Source organism: Nocardia sp. (genome assembly GCF_025465275.1).
Lineage (GTDB): Bacteria > Actinomycetota > Actinomycetes > Mycobacteriales > Mycobacteriaceae > Nocardia.
Genome location: NZ_JAODNK010000045.1, coordinates 1 through 18,058, shown reverse-complemented (window position 1 = coordinate 18,058; position 18,058 = coordinate 1). Strand labels below are relative to the sequence as shown.

At 65.5% G+C, this 18,058-nt stretch carries 16 protein-coding genes and 1 pseudogene; 16 read left to right on the top strand and 1 reads right to left on the bottom strand.

What is annotated here, in order from left to right; genetic code table 11:
- A partial coding sequence (locus JWN03_RS10115; RefSeq protein ID WP_297613099.1) for an acyltransferase family protein occupies window positions 1-327 on the top strand: 327 nt, incomplete at its 5' end.
- A 1,710-nt stretch (window positions 328-2,037) separates the two neighbouring features.
- Here JWN03_RS10115 and JWN03_RS10110 read toward each other — a convergent pair.
- Complete coding sequence (locus JWN03_RS10110) at window positions 2,038-2,880, bottom strand: helix-turn-helix domain-containing protein (RefSeq protein WP_297613096.1); 843 nt, start codon at window positions 2,878-2,880, stop codon at window positions 2,038-2,040.
- A gap of 745 nt (window positions 2,881-3,625) precedes the next feature.
- On the opposite strand from JWN03_RS10110, the gene JWN03_RS10105 reads away from it, so the two are divergent.
- From JWN03_RS10105 to JWN03_RS10035, 15 genes and pseudogenes are all read left to right on the top strand, one after another.
- Complete coding sequence (locus JWN03_RS10105; RefSeq protein ID WP_297613093.1) at window positions 3,626-4,423, top strand: hypothetical protein; 798 nt, start codon at window positions 3,626-3,628, stop codon at window positions 4,421-4,423.
- Between the two features lie 191 nt (window positions 4,424-4,614).
- The gene (locus JWN03_RS10100) at window positions 4,615-5,664 is read left to right on the top strand and encodes a cutinase family protein (protein ID WP_297613090.1); all 1,050 of its coding nucleotides are present in this window, start codon (window positions 4,615-4,617) and stop codon (window positions 5,662-5,664) included.
- Window positions 5,661-6,782 (top strand): lipase family protein, encoded by a 1,122-nt coding sequence (locus JWN03_RS10095; RefSeq protein WP_297613087.1) that lies wholly within the window; start codon window positions 5,661-5,663, stop codon window positions 6,780-6,782. Before JWN03_RS10100 ends, JWN03_RS10095 begins: the two co-directional genes overlap by 4 nt.
- 110 nt (window positions 6,783-6,892) lie before the next feature.
- Window positions 6,893-8,392, top strand: coding sequence for a cutinase family protein (locus JWN03_RS10090; protein ID WP_297613085.1), 1,500 nt, complete (start codon window positions 6,893-6,895; stop codon window positions 8,390-8,392).
- Window positions 8,393-8,501: 109 nt separating this feature from the next.
- On the top strand, window positions 8,502-9,224 hold the full coding sequence (locus JWN03_RS10085; protein ID WP_297613083.1) for a hypothetical protein: 723 nt from the start codon (window positions 8,502-8,504) through the stop codon (window positions 9,222-9,224).
- Between the two features lie 4 nt (window positions 9,225-9,228).
- The gene (locus JWN03_RS10080; RefSeq protein ID WP_297613081.1) at window positions 9,229-9,894 is read left to right on the top strand and encodes a hypothetical protein; all 666 of its coding nucleotides are present in this window, start codon (window positions 9,229-9,231) and stop codon (window positions 9,892-9,894) included.
- Window positions 9,891-10,184 (top strand): hypothetical protein, encoded by a 294-nt coding sequence (locus JWN03_RS10075; protein WP_297613079.1) that lies wholly within the window; start codon window positions 9,891-9,893, stop codon window positions 10,182-10,184. The genes JWN03_RS10080 and JWN03_RS10075 overlap by 4 nt, the downstream gene beginning before the upstream one ends.
- Before the next feature lie 66 nt (window positions 10,185-10,250).
- On the top strand, window positions 10,251-11,186 hold the full coding sequence (locus JWN03_RS10070; protein ID WP_297613077.1) for an alpha/beta fold hydrolase: 936 nt from the start codon (window positions 10,251-10,253) through the stop codon (window positions 11,184-11,186).
- Entirely contained in the window at window positions 11,183-11,416 is a 234-nt protein-coding gene (locus tag JWN03_RS10065; RefSeq protein WP_297613075.1) for a hypothetical protein, read from the top strand. Before JWN03_RS10070 ends, JWN03_RS10065 begins: the two co-directional genes overlap by 4 nt.
- A gap of 21 nt (window positions 11,417-11,437) precedes the next feature.
- The gene (locus JWN03_RS10060; RefSeq protein WP_297613073.1) at window positions 11,438-12,073 is read left to right on the top strand and encodes a hypothetical protein; all 636 of its coding nucleotides are present in this window, start codon (window positions 11,438-11,440) and stop codon (window positions 12,071-12,073) included.
- On the top strand, window positions 12,070-12,894 hold the full coding sequence (locus tag JWN03_RS10055; protein ID WP_297613071.1) for a hypothetical protein: 825 nt from the start codon (window positions 12,070-12,072) through the stop codon (window positions 12,892-12,894). The genes JWN03_RS10060 and JWN03_RS10055 overlap by 4 nt, the downstream gene beginning before the upstream one ends.
- 11 nt (window positions 12,895-12,905) lie before the next feature.
- Window positions 12,906-14,336, top strand: coding sequence for a hypothetical protein (locus JWN03_RS10050; protein WP_297613069.1), 1,431 nt, complete (start codon window positions 12,906-12,908; stop codon window positions 14,334-14,336).
- The gene (locus JWN03_RS10045) at window positions 14,333-15,808 is read left to right on the top strand and encodes an SCO6880 family protein (protein ID WP_297613067.1); all 1,476 of its coding nucleotides are present in this window, start codon (window positions 14,333-14,335) and stop codon (window positions 15,806-15,808) included. Before JWN03_RS10050 ends, JWN03_RS10045 begins: the two co-directional genes overlap by 4 nt.
- Window positions 15,805-17,583: a hypothetical protein gene (locus JWN03_RS10040; RefSeq protein WP_297613064.1), complete on the top strand. Its 1,779-nt coding sequence runs from the start codon at window positions 15,805-15,807 to the stop codon at window positions 17,581-17,583. The genes JWN03_RS10045 and JWN03_RS10040 overlap by 4 nt, the downstream gene beginning before the upstream one ends.
- A 3-nt stretch (window positions 17,584-17,586) precedes the next feature.
- Window positions 17,587-18,058, top strand: a pseudogene (locus JWN03_RS10035) (C40 family peptidase); the annotation flags it as partial.

Genomic DNA, 18,058 nt, shown 5'->3' with positions numbered 1-18,058 from the left:
CTGCCCCCGATGACCGCGGTCATCGCCACCATGGCCGTCCGGGATCTGCACGGAATCCGCAGCCTCAATTCCCATCCCCGCATGGTCTGGCTGGGCAATGTCTCCTTCGCCTTCTACCTGATCCAATTCCCGGTCATGGTCGTGATCACCCGATACCTCATCGGCGGAAAGGAATTCGGCATCCTCGGCTGGGCGGGCTTCACCCTCCTGTGCCTGGTGGTGTCGGTGGCTGTAGCGGCCTTGGTCTACCACTTGGTGGATGTGCCGATCATGCGGCGCTTCGCCCGCTCGAAGAAGTCCGCCGAACGGCAGCCCGCGCAGGCCTGATCCGCCCTTCGTCTGAGTGACGGCGAAACCATCGAATTCCGAATCCGGCGAACAGTATGTGGGCGGCGAGACCCCGCGACCGCTCTGGCAATTCCGGCACCGACGGCGGCGAGGCAGCTCATTGTGCCGAGCACCAGATGCAGGCTGACGCCGAGCGTGATCAGCGGCAATGCCAATCTCGGTTCCAGGCGTAGGTAGCGAGCGGTTGGTGTGCGGGGCTTCTAGTTGCCCATGGGTTGGTACGCCGCCGAGGGTGTGCGCTGGGCGCGCTCACAGCGTTTGTTGATTTCGGATCGATCTTCCGGAGTCAAGAGATGACGGTTGACACAGACCGGGGCAGATGCCCCACTAGTTATCGCCTGGCGGATGTGCGGTCTCTTGTTCTTACGCGCTGCGGCAAGGAGAATCATCGATGTCCGCCACCGATGCACACCTGACCAAGGCGCAAGTCGCGCACCGAGTGCAACTGGCATCGAAGACGCCCGCAAATTGGGCTTCTGCGCGAAGGGGCCGAGATACATACGGCTCGCGGGTGGGCGCGTCCGCTTGGATTCGAACGTACTCGCTCGAACTCCGTCCGCTCTATGAGACGGTCGACCGCGTCCCGACAACGCGACTGGGACTGTCGGACCGCCGGTGTCCGCAGGCATGGGCTAGCTGGGATTGAAGAACCGCTCGGGTATGCGGGTGACGTCCGTCGATTGTTCGAGTACTGAGCAATGCCCTGAACCGGGGATCTCCTCTAGCTGGGCGCCTGGGATCAAGTTGGCCATTTGTCGTGCGAGTCGGGGTCGCGTCGTTCGCGCCGACGACGACGAGGGTCGGTAGTGTGATGCGACTGAGACCGTTTTCTACCGAGGGACGGGTCATCACGGCGCGCATCGCCTGCGCCACGCCTCGCCGACTGCATTGGCCGAGTCGATCGAGCCATTCGTCGACCGCCAGTTTGCCTTCCGTGCTGGAGAGGTAGGCGGGACTGAACATCAGTGGTGGATGGTGTGTCACAGCATCCGGGGTCCCAGGATGCGGAAGAGGCTGGCCTGTAACTCATTTCGGCGTATGACGTGTGCAGATGTGGCGATGGCGCAGGTATCGAGCAGGACCAGGGACCGTAGAAGATCGCTGTGCCGTATGGCCAAGTGCCTGCTTGGCGGGCGCATGGGGGTGTCACCTCTGTGGCGACCATCTTTGACCCCTGCCGTGGAGGCTGGTGCCTGTGTGGAGTTCGGTTGGACTATTGGGCATATGTCACTCCTGCCCTGATACTCGTTCAGGAGTGGTCGAAAAGGGTTGGGGCAGCGCGGGGTCAACTTCATTGGGCGGGGGCGGCGATCCCCCTGTATCTCGAACCATGATGAGCCTGTGAACCCTGTGGTATAGGCGTTCTCGGTTACGGGCGGCTGGGGTGGGGATCGCCTGGTAGATCAACGTCATGAGCGCGCACACATGCTCGTTTGAGAATTGAATTGCGGCCGAGCGTGGCTACTACGGTCGATGTAGTTCGTTTGCCGTCGTTCACGTCCGCTGTGAGAGCCCGCCACATGTTGATCGAATCGTGTAAATGCGGCGGGCCGGTCGACTTCGAGTGGAACTACAGCTCGTGGATGACCTGTCGAGAGTTTGCTGCGGGCCCGGATATTCGCTTGCCGCCCTACCTAATAGGCATCATTTGTGACGCGAACCACACCAATCTGCTTGGTGCATAACGGGCTATTGCTGCCGTGGCGTGAGCGGTCCGGCGTGGGGCTGTCTGAATGCCTGGCAAACGCGGACATCGCGAGTGTCGGCGAGTTCGGCGATGTCGATGGTGATGGAGTACGGTTCGCCGGTCGCCGGGTCGCGCAGGTGGGCGAGTTCGTTGGGTTGGCGGGCGTAGGCGACGTGGGTGCTGTTGCTCCAGACTCGGCGGAAGTCGCGGTCGCGTTTGAGGTGATCGAAGAGATCCTTCGCGCGGGGATTGGTGCGGTAGAGGCCGAAGGCGCCGCGCAGGATGGCGGCATGGAACCGGGCCTCCTGCTCCCACTGGAGAGTCACGCTCATCGCCGGGCGGGAGTTCTTGCGTGTGCAGAAGAACCACACGGCGACGTTGTTAGCGGTGTCAAGGTCCGGTAATGCGCGGTAGAAGGATTCGTTGGCGGACAACACATTCCACAGCGGATCGGTGTAAACGCAGATCATTCCGATCTTATCCATGTGAGCGAGCGCCTCGATGCGGCTCGCCGTATTGATCCGTTCGCGGAGCTCGTCCACCGGGGGGAGAAGGGCTGGAGGCTCCCACAGTTCGCGAGTGTGCCGGGCCTGCATGGGGTTCATATCGAAGCCGGTGATGAATCGTTCGACCACTTCCCGTGCAGGGAGGTAACCGGTCTCGATCTGCTTGACATAGGTCTCGCTGAGAAGCACACGTTTTGCAGTTCGTGCCCGGCTCAGGCTTCGGTCTTCGCGGATCTGCCGAAGCCAGGTCCCGAGATCGGGCATCTGGACATCGTCGGGCTGGCCGTCGGTGATGAGTGGCAATCGCCGGCGAATGTTTCTTCCGGGTGTCGGACTCATGTCCTCTCCCCCTCCTCTGTAGTTGTGGTCTGCCGCATGGCTAACCGCGGTGAATGCTCAACTCCCCCTTGAGTCGTGACCGTTCCTACCAGGGGGAGTGGATCCCGGCAACGCGTATTTTGCCAAGCGGATTGCGGGGTGTTTGCGATTGTTGCAGGGTCGGGCACCCGCCCGATCCTTCTACGTGGAACTATCGCGCATTCAATGGGTGATTTCATTGTCCATTTGCACCAATAATTGCTGGTTATCAGCGATGTTGTGAATGGTGAAAAGATTGTCTGGCGAAACTGGCACCACCGAAAGGTCTGGCGCATAAGCGATTTCGAGGTTTTGATGGTGGTGCAAGTGCAACCGCTACGAAAGGGAAATCTCCGTGGATCCGACAGCTATTCTGTCCTACCTGAACGTCGGTTCGTCGATCGCATCGAATGCTCTGAACATTGTGACCCAGCTCATCTCGCTGGTGGGGCAGTTCCTGTAAATCCCGATCCTGTACGCAGCCGCTCCTGGCTGCATCTGCGCAGCCAGGAGCCCTGCACTCTCGGGTCCTGAACGCTCGTTAATACGAGCGGGACTGCTTCCTTTTCTGATGAAGGGTCTATTCGGCGTGCAAATTCCCAGAAGTAATAGGGCCGTCCCTGTGCGGCCGACGATGTGTGCAACCCGTGAAGGCCGCACGCGCCCAGCCTCGTTGGCGTCGAGGCCTTTGATCGCTCGCTGCGGACGCGTCGTTATCGCGGGCGTGGTGCCTGTTTCGATTATGTTGTCGGTGCCGGGCATGGCCGCAGGTGCCGGGCTCGACCAAATCGCCGATCAACCGGGCGTCACCAGCCCCGCCCAGCCTGGTACCGCCGCCCCGGCCGCTCCGCCCGCACCATCGGGCGATGGTCAGGCACAGCCCGATCACAATGCCCAGCAATATCCTGAGCAACCACCGGAAGTGCGCAATGGCGCTTCACTGCGGCCACAACCGTCGTCGGACCCGGCGCCGCAGGTGGAACTGCAAGACCTGCACCTTCCCGAGCCGGTGCCGCCGGTCGCGCCTATCGCGCCGCCGGACAACACGATTCGGATCGGTGAATGGCAGGCTCCGTCCCCGGACTGGATGCCCACGCAGGTCCGCGACTGGATCAACAACACCTCTGCCGGCGCGGAAGCCCAAGTCGCGACAGCCCTGGACTCTGTGGGTGTACCGCCGGGGCGCTCCGACCGGGTCAGCGGTGCCACCTTGGCTGGTGCGGGCGCCGGCGGGGCTGCGGGAGCGGTGATCGCGGGAGGGCCGGTCGCTGCGATCGGTGCCGCCGTGGGTGCTCTCGTCGGCGGCACAGTGGGCGGAATCGCAGGCGCGGCACTGGGAACCCTGGTGCCGGTTCCGATTCTGGGGACGGTTACTTCCGGGGTGTTCGGCACCGCGATCGGTGCGGCGGCCGGTGCCGCCGTCGGCGCGGCTGTTGCGGGAATTCCCGTGGCCATCGTGGGCGCGATTGCCGGCGGCACAGTCGGCGCGGGATTCGGCACCGGGGTGGGGGTGGGTCAGCCATGAGCCAGCGCATGTTGCGGATATCCGGTGGCACGCTCATGGCGCTCGTGTGCTGCGCTGCACTGGGCAGTGGGTCAGAATCGGCTTCGGCACAAGAAGTTCCGATCGGTCCCGGCTGCCCTGCACTCTATGTACTGGGCATCCAGGGGACGGGCCAGTCCTCGCCGACGGCAAACCCGACTACGGACACCGGAGTGATCGGTGCACTGTTGGGGCCGGTGGTCGCGGCCGTGCCGACGCTGGTACAGCGCAGCTATGTTGCGTACGAGGCTGGATTCGGTGGCGCGGTACCTGGTGGTGGTGCTGACCCGTACGCGACATCGGTGGCCTCTGCGGTCACCGGCGTCTACGACGCCGCCTCCCAGGTGGTCGCGGCCTGCCCCGACACGATGCTGGCGGCGGTCGGCTATTCGCAAGGCGCACAAGCTGTGGCCGAGTTCGCTCGGTCCGTCGGCTCCGGCAACGGGCCAGTGGCACCGGACCGGATCGCTGGAATCGCGTTGTACTCCAACCCGACCCGATCCTCGGGCGCACCGGTATTCCCCGGCCGCCCGGGCCAAGTTGTGCCCGATCCCGCACCCGGCAGTTCCGGCGCCGCAGTAGGGGGAGTCCAACTAAACAGCTCTGCTTCCACCGGCGCGGGAATCGCCGACGACGCCTCGACCTACGGTGCGCTGACCGGACGCGTGGCCGACATCTGCGCAGACGGGGACCTGGCGTGCTCGGCACCGGACAACGCGGCAGTACTTCGCATGGGTGCCGAGCTTGCCGCCCAAGCCGACCTCCGCGATCCGATCGCGGCGATCGGATCGATCCACTCCCTGCTCTCGGCTGCGCTGGGCGATGCCTGGACAACGTTCGCGCTCAACGATTTCCACGTCCAAGGCAGCGATGTCGACTACGCGCCAGCACGAACGCTGACGCAGCGGCTGACCGATGCCGCTGACCCACGCACTCCCAGCCCGACAACCGATGACGTCACCGCAGCAGCGACACAGTGGAACGAGATCACCGCAGCCATCACGTCGAACCCCGTCGGTGTGCTGCCGAAGCTGGTCGGGCAACTGTCCGCCGCCTGGGGGCAACTTGTGGCCGACAACAGTGACCTCATCAACCCGGCGGTATGGATTCGCTTCGCTGACACCGTCTCTCGACACAACGGCTACGCCATCACCGGCCAGATGAATTCAGGGATCGCCTGGTTCATCGCGCTCGCCCACGATATCGCCGGGAGCAGGCCATGACCGAGTTCTACGCACCGCTGGTCGCCGAGAGCGACCGCCGGCCCGGCGAACTCCTGCGTACCCAGAGCACCAGCATCCGAAATCTGGGCGACACGACACGTGCGTGGCGAATCGTCTACGTATCCAGCGACTCCCGCGGTGAACTGATCCCGGCATCGGGGACAGTGATCTCCGACGATCCCATAACTGACTCGGGACCGAAGCCGATCGCGGTGTACAGCCCCAGCTTTCACGGCCTCGGCGGCGAATGCGCACCCTCCCAACAATTAGTGCGCGGCAGCGAACCCCTCGACCAAATCCAGGCAGCCCTGGACCGCGGGTGGACAGTCGCGGTCCCGGACGGTGAGAACCTCGGCATCACCGGGCTGGGCCCGCATACCTTCCTCGCCGCCCGGGCGGGCGGTCACGTGATGCTCGATCTTGCTCGCGCGACCCACGCACTACCCGAACTGCAGACTCCGGACGCCGGCTCCGCGCCGATTGTGCTGTGGGGGTATGCCGACGGTGGCCGCGCGGCTGTGTCGGCCGCAGAATTGCACCGCGAGTATGCACCGGAACTGCACCTGCGAGGAGTCGCTGCCGGTGCGGTGGTGACCGACCCGGGTGCGCTGGTGCTGTTCCACCACCGGGGCCCCTGGTCGGCCCTGGCCCTGGCCGGGCTGATCGGGCTCTCCCGCGCGTACCACCATCTGCCACTGCGACATGTACTCACCGAAGACGGTCTCCGCATCATCCGGCACGCCGAAACCCTCAGTGCCGCAGTACTGCTCGAACAGTATCGGCAACCGTTGGAGCACTGGTGTGAGCGCCTGGATCCCTGGAATGACGCCATCTGGCGTTATGTCCTGACACGGGAAAGCAGAAGCGCAGCAGCAACTCCCGCCGTGCCCGTGCATCTGTATCACGGCACCAACGATCTGGTGGTGCCCATCGAGTTCGGCAGCCGACTGCATACCGAGTACCGGCAGCGCGGGGTGGACGTCAGCTGGTGCGAATACGACACCAACCACTTCCGCACCGCCGCCGAGAGCGCACCGGAAGTCGTCGAGGAACTCGCCCGCTTCCTTGGCCGGCCTCCGATCGGCCCCACTCGACAACCGGGCCAAAAGCAAACCTGACCGAGACCCGCCGAGCCGATACAAGCACACCCGCACCACTGGTCATCAAGAACTCGAGGTGAATCCCCATGCCACACAACAAAAGAGGACTCGCTACTTCGAATCGGGGCGTGGCCGCGCGCGCGATGGTTCTCCCGATCGTGGTGCTGTGCGTGTCCGGTGGTGTAATCGCCCTGTCGGAAGCGGACGTGCCACTCAAGAGCACCTGCCCGGCGTTGTATGTGTTCGGCGTCCAGGGAACTGATGAAGGACCGTCCGACGCTGCGGCGACCACCGACACCGGGGCGCTCGGGCAGTTCTTCACGCCGCTACTCGCTCAGGCAGGAAACACCGTGCAGCGCGCCTACGTTCGATACGGCTACGCCGACGACGGTACTCAACTCCCATATCAGCAGGCGGTGACCGACGCGACGCAACTACTCGGCACGAACGCCTCGGAGGTCGTTCAACGATGCCCCGCCACACGCATCGCGGCCGCCGGATACGGACAAGGCGCCGCAGCCGTCTCCGCATTCGCGCACTCCGTCGGCACCGGAACCGGCCCGGTGGAGTCAGACAAGGTGGCAGGGATCGCCCTGTTCGCCAATCCCACCCGCGCCGCCAGCTCCGTACTTCCCGGCCGCCCTGGACAGACCACACCGACCGCCGCGGCCGGTACCTCCGGAACCGCAACCGCGGCGATCACGCTGACCGACACCAGCACCGGCGGATCCGGCATCGCCAGCAACACCGCCGTCGATTACGGCTCGCTCGCCGGACGTGTCGCCGACTTCTGCACCCCGGGCGACCTGACATGCGACTCCTCCAGTGACACACCGCTGACGAAGACCGTGAAAAACATTGCAGCCCAGTCCGATACCAAAGACCCGATCACAGCGATCTCCACGATCGCGCAAGCACTCGCGGCCACCGTGTGGAAAACCACGGTCGGGGTGGTCACCGAAGACCTGTCGGGTACCAGTCTGGATCAGCTGTCCTACGAGCCGACGAAAACCTTGGGACAGCGACTGGCCGAAGGCTCCGATCCCAGCACACCGACGCCCGGTATCAGTGACGCACTCTCGGTCCTGTTCCGGCTGGGCAGCATCGGACTCAACACCGTGGTATCGATCGCGCAGAAGGTATTCACCACCAGCACTATCACCGAACTCGCCACCGTGGGCATGGCCGATCCGGTCGCCGCCCTAGCAGCCTTGGGCACGAAAATAGCTGGCGCAGTGGCGGAGCTGATCCCACCGCAAACCGCATTGGGGTGGGTTGATCAAGCGTTCACCGCGATCACCTCCACCGTCACCAACAACAACGACCTGTACAACCTGGCCACCTATACCCAATACAGCGACACGGCCGGACGGCACGACTCCTACACCAGTGCCTCCGCCGATTCCTCGGGGACGGCCCCGCTCGCAGCCGCCGCAGCGTGGTTCGCCGCCTCGGCAAGAGACATCGCTGCGACGAATCCTGCTACCGCGCTTGCGCAATCGATGACGTCCGCGCCGAGCAGTGCGTCGAGTGCAGCGACGACTTCGCCCCCGCTGTCGTCGCCGAACTCCTCGACTTCTGCGACCACGCAACCCGCACCGACCGGCACCGGCACGCCGGCCCCCTAGACCCCTTCGGGGCAGACGGTGGTCTCAGCGCCGAGATAACCAGACCAGTCCCTCGCGGGCCGTCTCCCCGAAGGGCCCCCGCCACATCACCCTCAGGAGGTGAACTTCGATGCCCCACAACAACTCCACCGATTCCAGCACTCGCACCACCAGTGAGTGGGGCTGGCTCGACGACACACCACCGACGACGCTGCCTGCACCGGCAGGGGCGACTGATATGGGCGGCGACGCTGAATGGCTTTGGCTGGAACGCAATTCGGACGATTCGCCGACGGTCGAGCCATCGATCCCTACGGCCGAGCGGCCCGCACGGACCCACACGGTGCGCCGGTGGATCGCACCGATCCTGACCACAGCCGCCGCGACCGCCGTGATCATCGTCGCTGTTTCCGTGACGCGTTCCACGAACGAGTCCACGGTGTCGGTGTCGAGTACTGCCGCCCCCACAGTGTCGTCGGCCGCGGTGCTCACGGGCGCGTGCACGGGATTGTCGGCGACGACCGTTACCGCGAGCCCCGGTGACACTTCCAGTGTCGCAGGGGTGATCGCGGCCTTCGAATACGCGTACTACGAGCAGCGTTCGGCCGACGCGGCACTGCGCCTGCTGGCACCGGACGCCGGGATCACCGTCGAACCACTCGCTGCGGGCATCACGTCCATCCCTGCCGGGACCACGCACTGCGTAGCGGTCACACCGATCGCGGACACCACCGCCGACGTGCACCTGGTCGAGCTGCATCCCGACCGCACCCGCACCGACTACCTGCAGGTGATCAACCTCCGCCGCACCGAGGCGGGGCTGTTGATCAACAACATCCAGAGGCAGGGATAACCCGATGCACACCAGCGTCATTCATCTACACGACCCAGGGCAACCCGAACCTGCCCGTTGGGATCCGGAGACGATCACCCCGCCGGCTCCCGAGCGTCAGGCACCTGTCCGTCAGACACCGTTGCCCACGATCGGGCCCTACCCGCCACTGTTCGCGGTACTCGGCGCGCACGGAGGCGCCGGTACCTCCACACTGGCGCGGTGGTGGGCACATTCGGCCGACACCGGCTTGGCCTGGCCCTCCTCGGTGCGGACCACCCAGCGCGTGATCGTCGCTGCCCGCGACTGCATCCCTGGACTCACCGCCGCCGCCGATCGGCTCCGCGAATGGCATGGCGGACTCGCCCCAGGCGGGATCGAGGTCCTCGGTCTGGTGGTAACCCCTGCCCGCCCCGGCAAGGTCCCCTCCGCAGTCCGCCGCTATCGCCAGATCGTCGCCGATCTGGTGGAGGGGGCGATCTGGTCGATCCAGTGGCACGACGAACTCATCGTCTGCGAACTCAACGAGCTCGCGCAATACACACCCAACGACCCGCCACCGCCCCGTCGGCGGACCACCCTGAGCAATGCCGTGCCGATCGACGTGCACCGAGCCGGTGCTGCCATCACCGCCCGGGTTGCCGCTACCCGCGCTCACCTCAACGACGGCGAGCCGGGGAACCCGCGATGAGGACCTCGCAACTTCTCCTCGACGCTGTGAGCGTGCTGGCCCAACAGGTCACCATCACCCCTGAAGCGCCACCGGGATCGCAAGGGATCCTCAAAATCGTCAACTGGCTTTCCTGGTTCGTCATGCTCGCCGGAATCGCGGCCCTCATCTACGCCGGCGGAAAGTTCGCGTGGGAGCGCTGGCACGGCGGCGCTGTCGAAGCTCCCAAGATCGTCCTCGGCGCCTTGGTCGGCGGAATCATCGCCACCAGCGCCGGAACCATCATGACCCAAATCACCACCGCCAAATGACCACGCGTCGTCAAAACCATTGGTGGAAAACACGGCTCGACTCCAATTCGCGAGGACCTCATTGCTATGACTGCACTCGAGCGTTGCGTTCTGACCATTCCGACATCCGACGACGTCGGGCTCGCTGCCACCCGGCTGGGCGCGACGACGGCACCGGCGACCGTGGTCTACGTTCATGGGCTGCTGTGCGATGGCCACTATTGGGCGCCGGTGACCCAATGCCTGCACGAGCGCCTCGGCGGGGAGATCACGCAGATCGTCTACGACCAACGCGGCCACGGCCTCTCGGGCCGACCCGACCGCCGCACCGGCACCACCCTGCGCCACCTGGTCGACGACCTCGACGCGGTCCTCGCGCATGCCACCGGCCAAGTCGTCCTCGTTACCCATTCAGCCGGGTCCCTGCTCGCGGCCGCCTACGCCCAATTCCACCCGACACATGCCGCCGCCTTGTCCGCACTGGTTCTGTTCGGAGGCGCCGGTGAGTTCCCCGAATTCCCCAGCCTGCCGAAGCATTACCGCGAACTGATCAAGAAGCTTCCACAGCTGCGGCATACCCGCCTCGACATCGTCGCCGCAGCCACAGCAGCCCTGGCCGAACGACGCTTCCGCGACGTCAGCCGACGACTGGGCTCCAAAGCGCACCTGGTCTGCGGGGCTCACCGTGGAGACGCACGGGTCATGACAGACGTGATGGGCGCCTACAGCGCCTTCGCTCTCAGCCCTGAGGTTGCCGCGACCCTGCGCGGGGTCCCGACATTCGTGATCGCTGGGGAACGCGACCGGATCGTGCCACCGACCCAGTCCGTTCGGTTGGCCGACAAGATCTGGGCCGACTACGAACTCGTACCAGGGGCGGGGCACTCCCTGCCGCATACGCAACCCGACCGCGCGGCCGACACAATCTTGCAAGCCCTCGAAATCGCCTACCGCAGCGAGATCGACCGCCTCGTCACCAGCACCGAGGACACCACAGCCGACGGGTTCGAGGACCTGCTGTGAGCGCGAAATCCCTTCCCCCGCAAGTCACCCAGTACCTCTACCCGCTGCTGGGATATCTGGCCTGGATGGTGCTGCTGCTGTGCATCGCCCGCACGATCTACCTCGCCGGCCTTCTGGCCATCCGGATCTACCGCGAGGAAGCGATCGAAGGATTCGCCGGAGCCCTACTCGCCGCCGTACTCATCGGCTCGGCCAGCGGCATCGCCACCGCACTGTTCCCCACCCACTGACCACACCGCAAGGAGGCACCGATGAACCACCACTCGAGACTGCTCGCCAGAACCGTCCTCGGTGCCGTGCTCATCGGGTGGGTGCTCCTGTGTGCCGCTTGCGGTCAACACGTCACCAACGCTGGACCCGGTGGGGTCGACACTCCTCACCTCGACGCGCCGCCGTCCAACGTGAAAGCCGTTCTATTTCAGGGTATTTCGCTTCCCGTCGCCGATCAGGGTCCGCACGATCAGGCGGGAGCTGTGGTAAGCGGATTCGACCGCGATCCCATCGGCGCGGCTTTGGCCGCTATCCACGCCACCGTGCGGATGTCGGTAGCCACCGACAGCCAGTGGGCGATCATCGGCCAGCAGATGCTGGCCCCCGGGGCCGGACGTGACGCCTGGGCGGTAGCGCGTGCCCAGATCTCCATCACCGACCCCATCGCAACGAATCCGCCGACGATCGCCGGCTACCGGGTTGTGAACTACACACCGGCCGACGCTGATGTCGACATCTACACCGTCCAGCCCGACCGATCGATAACCCGCAACAACGCACACGTCATCTGGCAAAACAGCGACTGGAAGTTGCTGCTGCCCAATCAATCTCGCTCGTCGCCGGTGACCGTTGTGGTTTCGCTGCCGATCGATCTGATCCGACTGTCACTCCCATGAACGCGCAGGACGTGTTTGCCGTGAAAGTTTCCCGCTCGAGGTTCATCGTGCTGATCAGTACCACCGTGGTTGTCGTCACGCTCACCGTTCTCGGCGTCACTCACCATCGTGACCATTCCAATGACAGCTCCCCGGCCCCGGTAACTTCCACCACCTTGGCCAATCCCACCGCCCCGACGGGTCTTCCCGGACTGCCGACGACCGACATCTTCGGAAATCGGCTCGAAGTGCCGTCAGACCCTGCCGGAGAACCACTTCCCCAAGATCCAAGGTCACGGTCAGATCCAAGCCAACCGAACTATCTGACCGTCGCTCCCGCCCGTTTGCAGTGGCAACGCGGTTGGGGAGGAGCGGCGCTACCGGTCTCCAGCAGCGACGGCCCGACCTCCATCGAGGCAGGGGTGGCGTCAGGTTTCGCCAACACGCCACAAGGCGCGGCACTCGCGGCATGCGACGCACTCGCTCGGGCATTCTCCGCGCCGGAAGATATCTGGCGCAACGTCGTTCGAGATCGATACGCCGGTGGCGGACAGGCGCTGGTGGACCGAATAGCCCAAAGCCGCGCTGAAACACCCAACGCCGCAACCTATCTCGTGGTCCCCGAGGGGATTCGAATACTACCGGGCTACCGCCCCGACTTCGCGGTCGTGCAGATCGCGGTCCGCGCCAACAGCGGATGGGCGTATGCCAACTGGCCCATGGTGTGGCACGAGGGCGATTGGCGCGTGCGTGTCCCCGACGACATCGAATCGCTCTGGGATCCGGCAGTCCCGGTCAGCAGCTTGATCGAGTTCGGAGTGTGGAAGGGAACAGCGCCTTGAATGACCATCTCATGAAACTCACTGCACCAGAAGTCAATCCCGGTCAGGCACATGACCAGTTCTCACCCGGAAAGATCCTGTGCGGTCTCCCCAACGTCGTCGGGGCAGTATGCCAGCTGAAGGAATTCGGGCAGAAGGCAGCAGGCACAGCCGCGAACTCGGTCTTCGACAATATCGTCGACGCGCTCGGTCACGGCCTGGCCGTGCTCCTCCGAATGGCAATGACCTGGTGGGTTACGTTGCCCTCGCCGCAGTTGGCATCCAGCACCGGGGAGCCCGGCCCGGTTCTAGAGTCGATTCGCGAGTACACCAGCGGACTTCAGGTGCTCTTGATGATCGCGGGCATTCTATTCGCGGCCGCGCGACTGGCCATGGCCAAAAGAGGAGGCGTCGCCGGCGAAGCTCAGGAGAGCTTCCTCGTCTTCGCTCGGGCGGTATTCGCCTCGATGCTGTTCTCGGCCCTGATCACCACAGGGACCAAAGCGGGCGACGCCTTCAGCAACTGGGTGATCTTCGACGCAACACGGGGTGATCTGGACGGGGCCGTGTCGAAGCTGGTCGATTTTGATCTGAGTCATGACAGTGGTCTGGGCTCGGGCGTCGGTTTGCTGCTCGGGATTCTGGGGCTCATCAGCATGCTGGTGCAGTTGGTGATGCTGGTAATTCGGCAGGCAGTCCTGATCCTGGTCGTGGCCGCGATTCCGCTGGCGGCTGCAGCGGCAGGAACCGGCCCGGGATCGCAGGCCTACAAACGGATGTTGTCGTGGGCGTTGGCGTTCGTGCTGTGGAAGCCGGTCGGCGCGCTCGTCTACGCCATCGCATTCACCGCAGCTGGCAGCAACAACGGCGGCCAGCAAGATCCGCAACTGGCCCTGTTGGGCCTGCTCCTGCTGCTATCGGTAGCGGTCGTGCTGCCCGCGCTGATGCGGCTGATCGCACCAGCGGTCTCGACCTTGGGAGGCGGGGGAGGAGCGGCAGCGGCCCTGGCGGGTGGCGCGTTCGGTGTCGCCATGGGGTCGATCGGCGGCGGGTCAGGCGGGCGGAAGGTCAGCGAAGGGAATGGCGGCGGGCCGCCGCCGGACGACAATCCGCCACCGCCACCTCCGCCTCCTTCCGGCGGCGGTGGGCGTCCGATGTCCGGTGGCGGTGGTTCCGGCTCCAGTGGTGACGGCGGCGGGTCGGGCACACCCAGCGGTGGCGGCGGTGGCGGCGGAGGCGGTGGTGGTGGTGCTGGTGCTGCGGCCGGCGGGGAGGCCGGTGGCGTGACTGCATCCGGTGGTGCCGCTGCGGCGGCGGGGCCTGCCGGAGTGGCGGTGATGGCGGCCCAGGGTGTGAAACAGGCTGCGCAGAAAGCGGCTTCGGCTGTGGAGGGCGGTGTCCGTGAGGCCACGGAGGCCGGGTGGGACGCGGATACGCCCGGGCCGCTGGAGGTGCGGCGATGACCTCCACCCGCATGTACGGACGCTGGGAGAAGCCACGCTCCGCAGGCTTCTTCGGCCTCACATGGGGTGTGAGCATGCTCGGCCTCGCCCTGGTCATAGCGGTCATGGTGACCTTCATGCTCACCCGGTCGCTGTCGCTGTCCGGGGTGGTGATCGGTGGCAGTGCAATGCTTTTCATTCCGCTGGCAGTGACGATCAATGGCCGCACCGGGTGGGAGATCGTCGTCCTGCGGGCACAGTTCGCGAGCGCCCGCGCCCGCGGTGAGCTCGAATACCGGGCGGGCCGATTCTCGAGAATCCCCGGGTTGGCGAGATTGCCTGGCCTGCTGGCAGATTCACGCCTGTCGGAGTACGAGACCCCAGGTGGCCGTCGGTTCGCCCTGATCCATATCCGCCGGACCGATCACTACGCCGTGGTGCTGCGGGTGCTGCCGCGCGGCAAAGAACTCGTCGATCAATCCCAGATCGACGCCTGGGTCGAGGACTACGGGCAGTTCCTGGCCGCACAATCGCGCGGCGGGGAAGTCGTGGGGGTGACCTCGGTGCTGGACAACGTCGTCGAGACCCGATTGAAGCAACGCCGCGAGGTCGCACGCCTGGTACGCCCCGGCGCCCCGGAATTCGCCCAAGCAGTCATGCGCGAAGCCGCCACCGACATCGGCGGGGTCGGAGTGCGCATCGAGGCCAGGATCGCAATCACCTACCGGGCCATCGGCAAAGGCCGCACCCGCCGAGACACCCCCGAACAAGCCCGCGAGATCGGACAACGCCTGCAAGGAGTGCTCTCGCAACTCGCCCGCGCCGGCCTGCCCGCAACCCCTTTGGAAGCGTGGGAAGTGTTGGGGCTGGTCCGTTCTCGCTACGACGTGGCCTCCCAACGTGATGTCGAGCGCGCCGGGCGCGAGATCCTGCGCACCCAGTCCTGGGACAGCGTCGGCCCCGTCGCGCACGCGGATCGGTGGGACCACTACGTGCACGATGGTGCACGGTCGATCACCTGGGAGATGGACGCACCACCGCGCGGCGCGGTCCTGGAAACCGGTCTCGAAGAGTTGCTGCGTCCGCGCGTGGACGTGCCACGCAAACGCGTCGCCGTCGTCTACCGGCTGCACTCGGCGGCCGAGGCCACCGACATCGTCGACACCGACTACAAGGACGCGCTCGCCGCCGAGCAAACCGAACGCGGAATCGCCTCGGCATCGGCCTCGATCCGAGTGGACAACACCCGCGCCGCACGCCAAGAACAAGCCCGCGGCGCCGGCTTGACCAGATTCGGGGTATTGATCACCGTCACCGACGCACTCGACGGCGATCTCCCCGGGATCGAAGCTTCGGTGCGGGCGATGTCGGCCGCGGCGCGGCTGCGGGTTCGCCGCTGCTATGCCTCCCAGGCCGCCACCTTCGCCGCGAGCCTGGGAATCGGGCTGATCCTGCCTGAGCACGGGTCGATCTCCAAGCGGGTTTCGGCATGAGCCCGCGCCGCCGCACCGGGACTGAGCGTGCAGCCGCCCGCGCACCGAAAACGATGACGGTCGGCGGGATCCGAATCCTGACACCGGAGGCCAGGCTCCAGGCCGAAGCGGCGGCGTGCAGGCCCGGCGTGCGGGGGTTGCCGGGACGGTGCGCGCTCTCGTCGGACGATCACCGTCGTGCGAACGCGGAACGCCGCGCCGACGACGAGGCCCGCAACGACTACCACCGGCCGTTGGCGACCCTGACCGACCGCGGCTACGCCGGGCCCGGGGGCGGACGGGCGAGCGTGGTCCCGGCGATGCCGGAATGGCGCTCCACCACCGTGCAGGTCGCGGGATTGTGGCCGTTCTCGGTCGGGGCCGCCGCGCCCACGGTCGGGACACCGGTCGGCACGCACTACATCACCGGTGCCCCCGTGCATTTCGACCCGATGAGCTGGTTCCTGCGCGGATACATCACCGCGCCTATCGCGTTCATTCTGGCGCTCAACGGATTCGGGAAAAGCTCCCTGATCCGCCGGTTGGTCACCGGGTCGGTCGCGACGGGGGAGACGGTGCTGTGCATGGGCGATACCAAGCCCGACTACCGCGACCTCGTGGAAAAACTCGGCGGCCAGGTCATCGAGCTGGGCTACGGGTACGGCAGCATCAACCCCCTCGCCGTCGGCGCCCTCGGAGCGGTGATCGAGCAACTCCCCGAGGGCGACTCTCGCCGTCGCGTCGCCGCCCGCGTCGCGGCGGGGCAGATCACCATCGTCGCCGGACTCATCGAACTCATTCGCGGTTTCCGCATCGCGGACTACGAGGAAACTCTCCTTGCCGCTGGATTGCGCGAACTCTACAGCCCCGCAGGGGGATTCACTGCCGCCAGTCCACCGCTGCTGTCGGATCTGCTGGCTGTCATCTCCGACGGTGCTGATCGACTGCGGCAGTTCGCCGAAGAGGACGACAACCCTTCCTACCGGGCCAGTACCAAGATGCTCCGACGTTCCTTGCGCGCGTTGATCGAGGGCCCGTGGGGGGAGATCTTCGACCGTCACACCAGCACACCCTTGGATTTGAACAGCCCCGCGATCTGTGTGGATGTGTCGCGTATTCCGGAAGGGGACACCAAACTCCTTGCCGCCGTGCTGATGACGTGCTGGTCCGAGGGTTTCGGCGCGATAGCCGGCGCACACGCTCTCGCCGATGCCGGGCTGGCACCAGCGCGGACCTTCGGTGTCGTGATGGACGAGATCTGGCGGGTGCTGGGAGTCGGTGAATTCATGGTCGACCGGGTCGACGCACTGACCCGGCTCAACAGGGCGTTGGCGTGCTGGCTGATCATGTGCAGCCACACCATCAAAGACCTCGCGAGCGTGAAAGCACTCGGGTTCTTCGAACGCGCCCGCGCCAAGATCATCGGCCCGGTCGGCCCGGACGAGATCGAACGCATCCGCGCCACGGTATCGATCACCGAGACCGAGAAACTCCTGGTCACCTCCTGGGCCGCGCCGCGCCCACCCACCGACGACGGCCTCGACGGTCCCGTGGTCCACGAAACCCCGCCGGGCACAGGCTGTTTCCTACTGAAAACCGGCGAGGCCGCCGAGCCAGGGATCGCGTTCCGGATGACCTTCACCCCGACCGAACGAGCCTCCGACATTCACAACACCAATCGGCGCTTCGATCATCTGCGGGCTGAGGCCGAGGGAGAGAGTGCGCGGCCAGAAATGGCCGGTGGTCACCAGGTCATCGCTACCAGTGCGTTACAGACACAGGAGGCGGGGCGGTGAGCGGTGCTTGCATCGAAAACGGTAGTCGCACTGGCGGTGTTGCCGCCAGCATTGTTGATCTTGCTGCTCATTGTGCTGCTGGGTGCCGATCCATCGTCTTCGTGTGCGACTTCGGTGTCGGGCAGCGGGTTGCAGGGCGCGACCGGTACATCGATCGGCGGGCTGAGCGAAGGGCAGCTGCAGCTGGCACGCAACGGTGTCGCGATCGGCACACAGCGCGGCGAGCCGGATTCGGTGATCCTTGCCGAACTGGCGGCGCAAGCGGCCGAGTCCACCCTGCGGAACCTGGCGAACCCAGGAGTGCCGGAGTCCTTGCGGTACAGCAACGACGGGCTCGGCCACGACGGCGACTCGGTGGGCCCGCACCAGCTGCGTGTCAGCGTCTGGGGATCGGTCGGCATCGACACCTTGATGAACCCGATCTATCAGATCAACTGGTTCTACGACCACGCCGACAAGATCCCCGACCGCGACC

What these genes read in the sequence shown, in the direction of transcription:
- JWN03_RS10075 (WP_297613079.1), top strand. Translation starts at nt 9,891, where the DNA reads ATGAGGACCTCGCAACTTCTCCTCGACGCTGTGAGCGTGCTGGCCCAA.
- JWN03_RS10095 (WP_297613087.1), top strand. Translation starts at nt 5,661, where the DNA reads ATGACCGAGTTCTACGCACCGCTGGTCGCCGAGAGCGACCGCCGGCCC.
- JWN03_RS10085 (WP_297613083.1), top strand. Translation starts at nt 8,502, where the DNA reads ATGCCCCACAACAACTCCACCGATTCCAGCACTCGCACCACCAGTGAG.
- JWN03_RS10070 (WP_297613077.1), top strand. Translation starts at nt 10,251, where the DNA reads ATGACTGCACTCGAGCGTTGCGTTCTGACCATTCCGACATCCGACGAC.
- JWN03_RS10040 (WP_297613064.1), top strand. Translation starts at nt 15,805, where the DNA reads ATGAGCCCGCGCCGCCGCACCGGGACTGAGCGTGCAGCCGCCCGCGCA.
- JWN03_RS10045 (WP_297613067.1), top strand. Translation starts at nt 14,333, where the DNA reads ATGACCTCCACCCGCATGTACGGACGCTGGGAGAAGCCACGCTCCGCA.
- JWN03_RS10050 (WP_297613069.1), top strand. Translation starts at nt 12,906, where the DNA reads ATGAAACTCACTGCACCAGAAGTCAATCCCGGTCAGGCACATGACCAG.
- JWN03_RS10060 (WP_297613073.1), top strand. Translation starts at nt 11,438, where the DNA reads ATGAACCACCACTCGAGACTGCTCGCCAGAACCGTCCTCGGTGCCGTG.
- JWN03_RS10080 (WP_297613081.1), top strand. Translation starts at nt 9,229, where the DNA reads ATGCACACCAGCGTCATTCATCTACACGACCCAGGGCAACCCGAACCT.
- JWN03_RS10110 (WP_297613096.1), bottom strand. Translation starts at nt 2,880, where the DNA reads ATGAGTCCGACACCCGGAAGAAACATTCGCCGGCGATTGCCACTCATC.
- JWN03_RS10055 (WP_297613071.1), top strand. Translation starts at nt 12,070, where the DNA reads ATGAACGCGCAGGACGTGTTTGCCGTGAAAGTTTCCCGCTCGAGGTTC.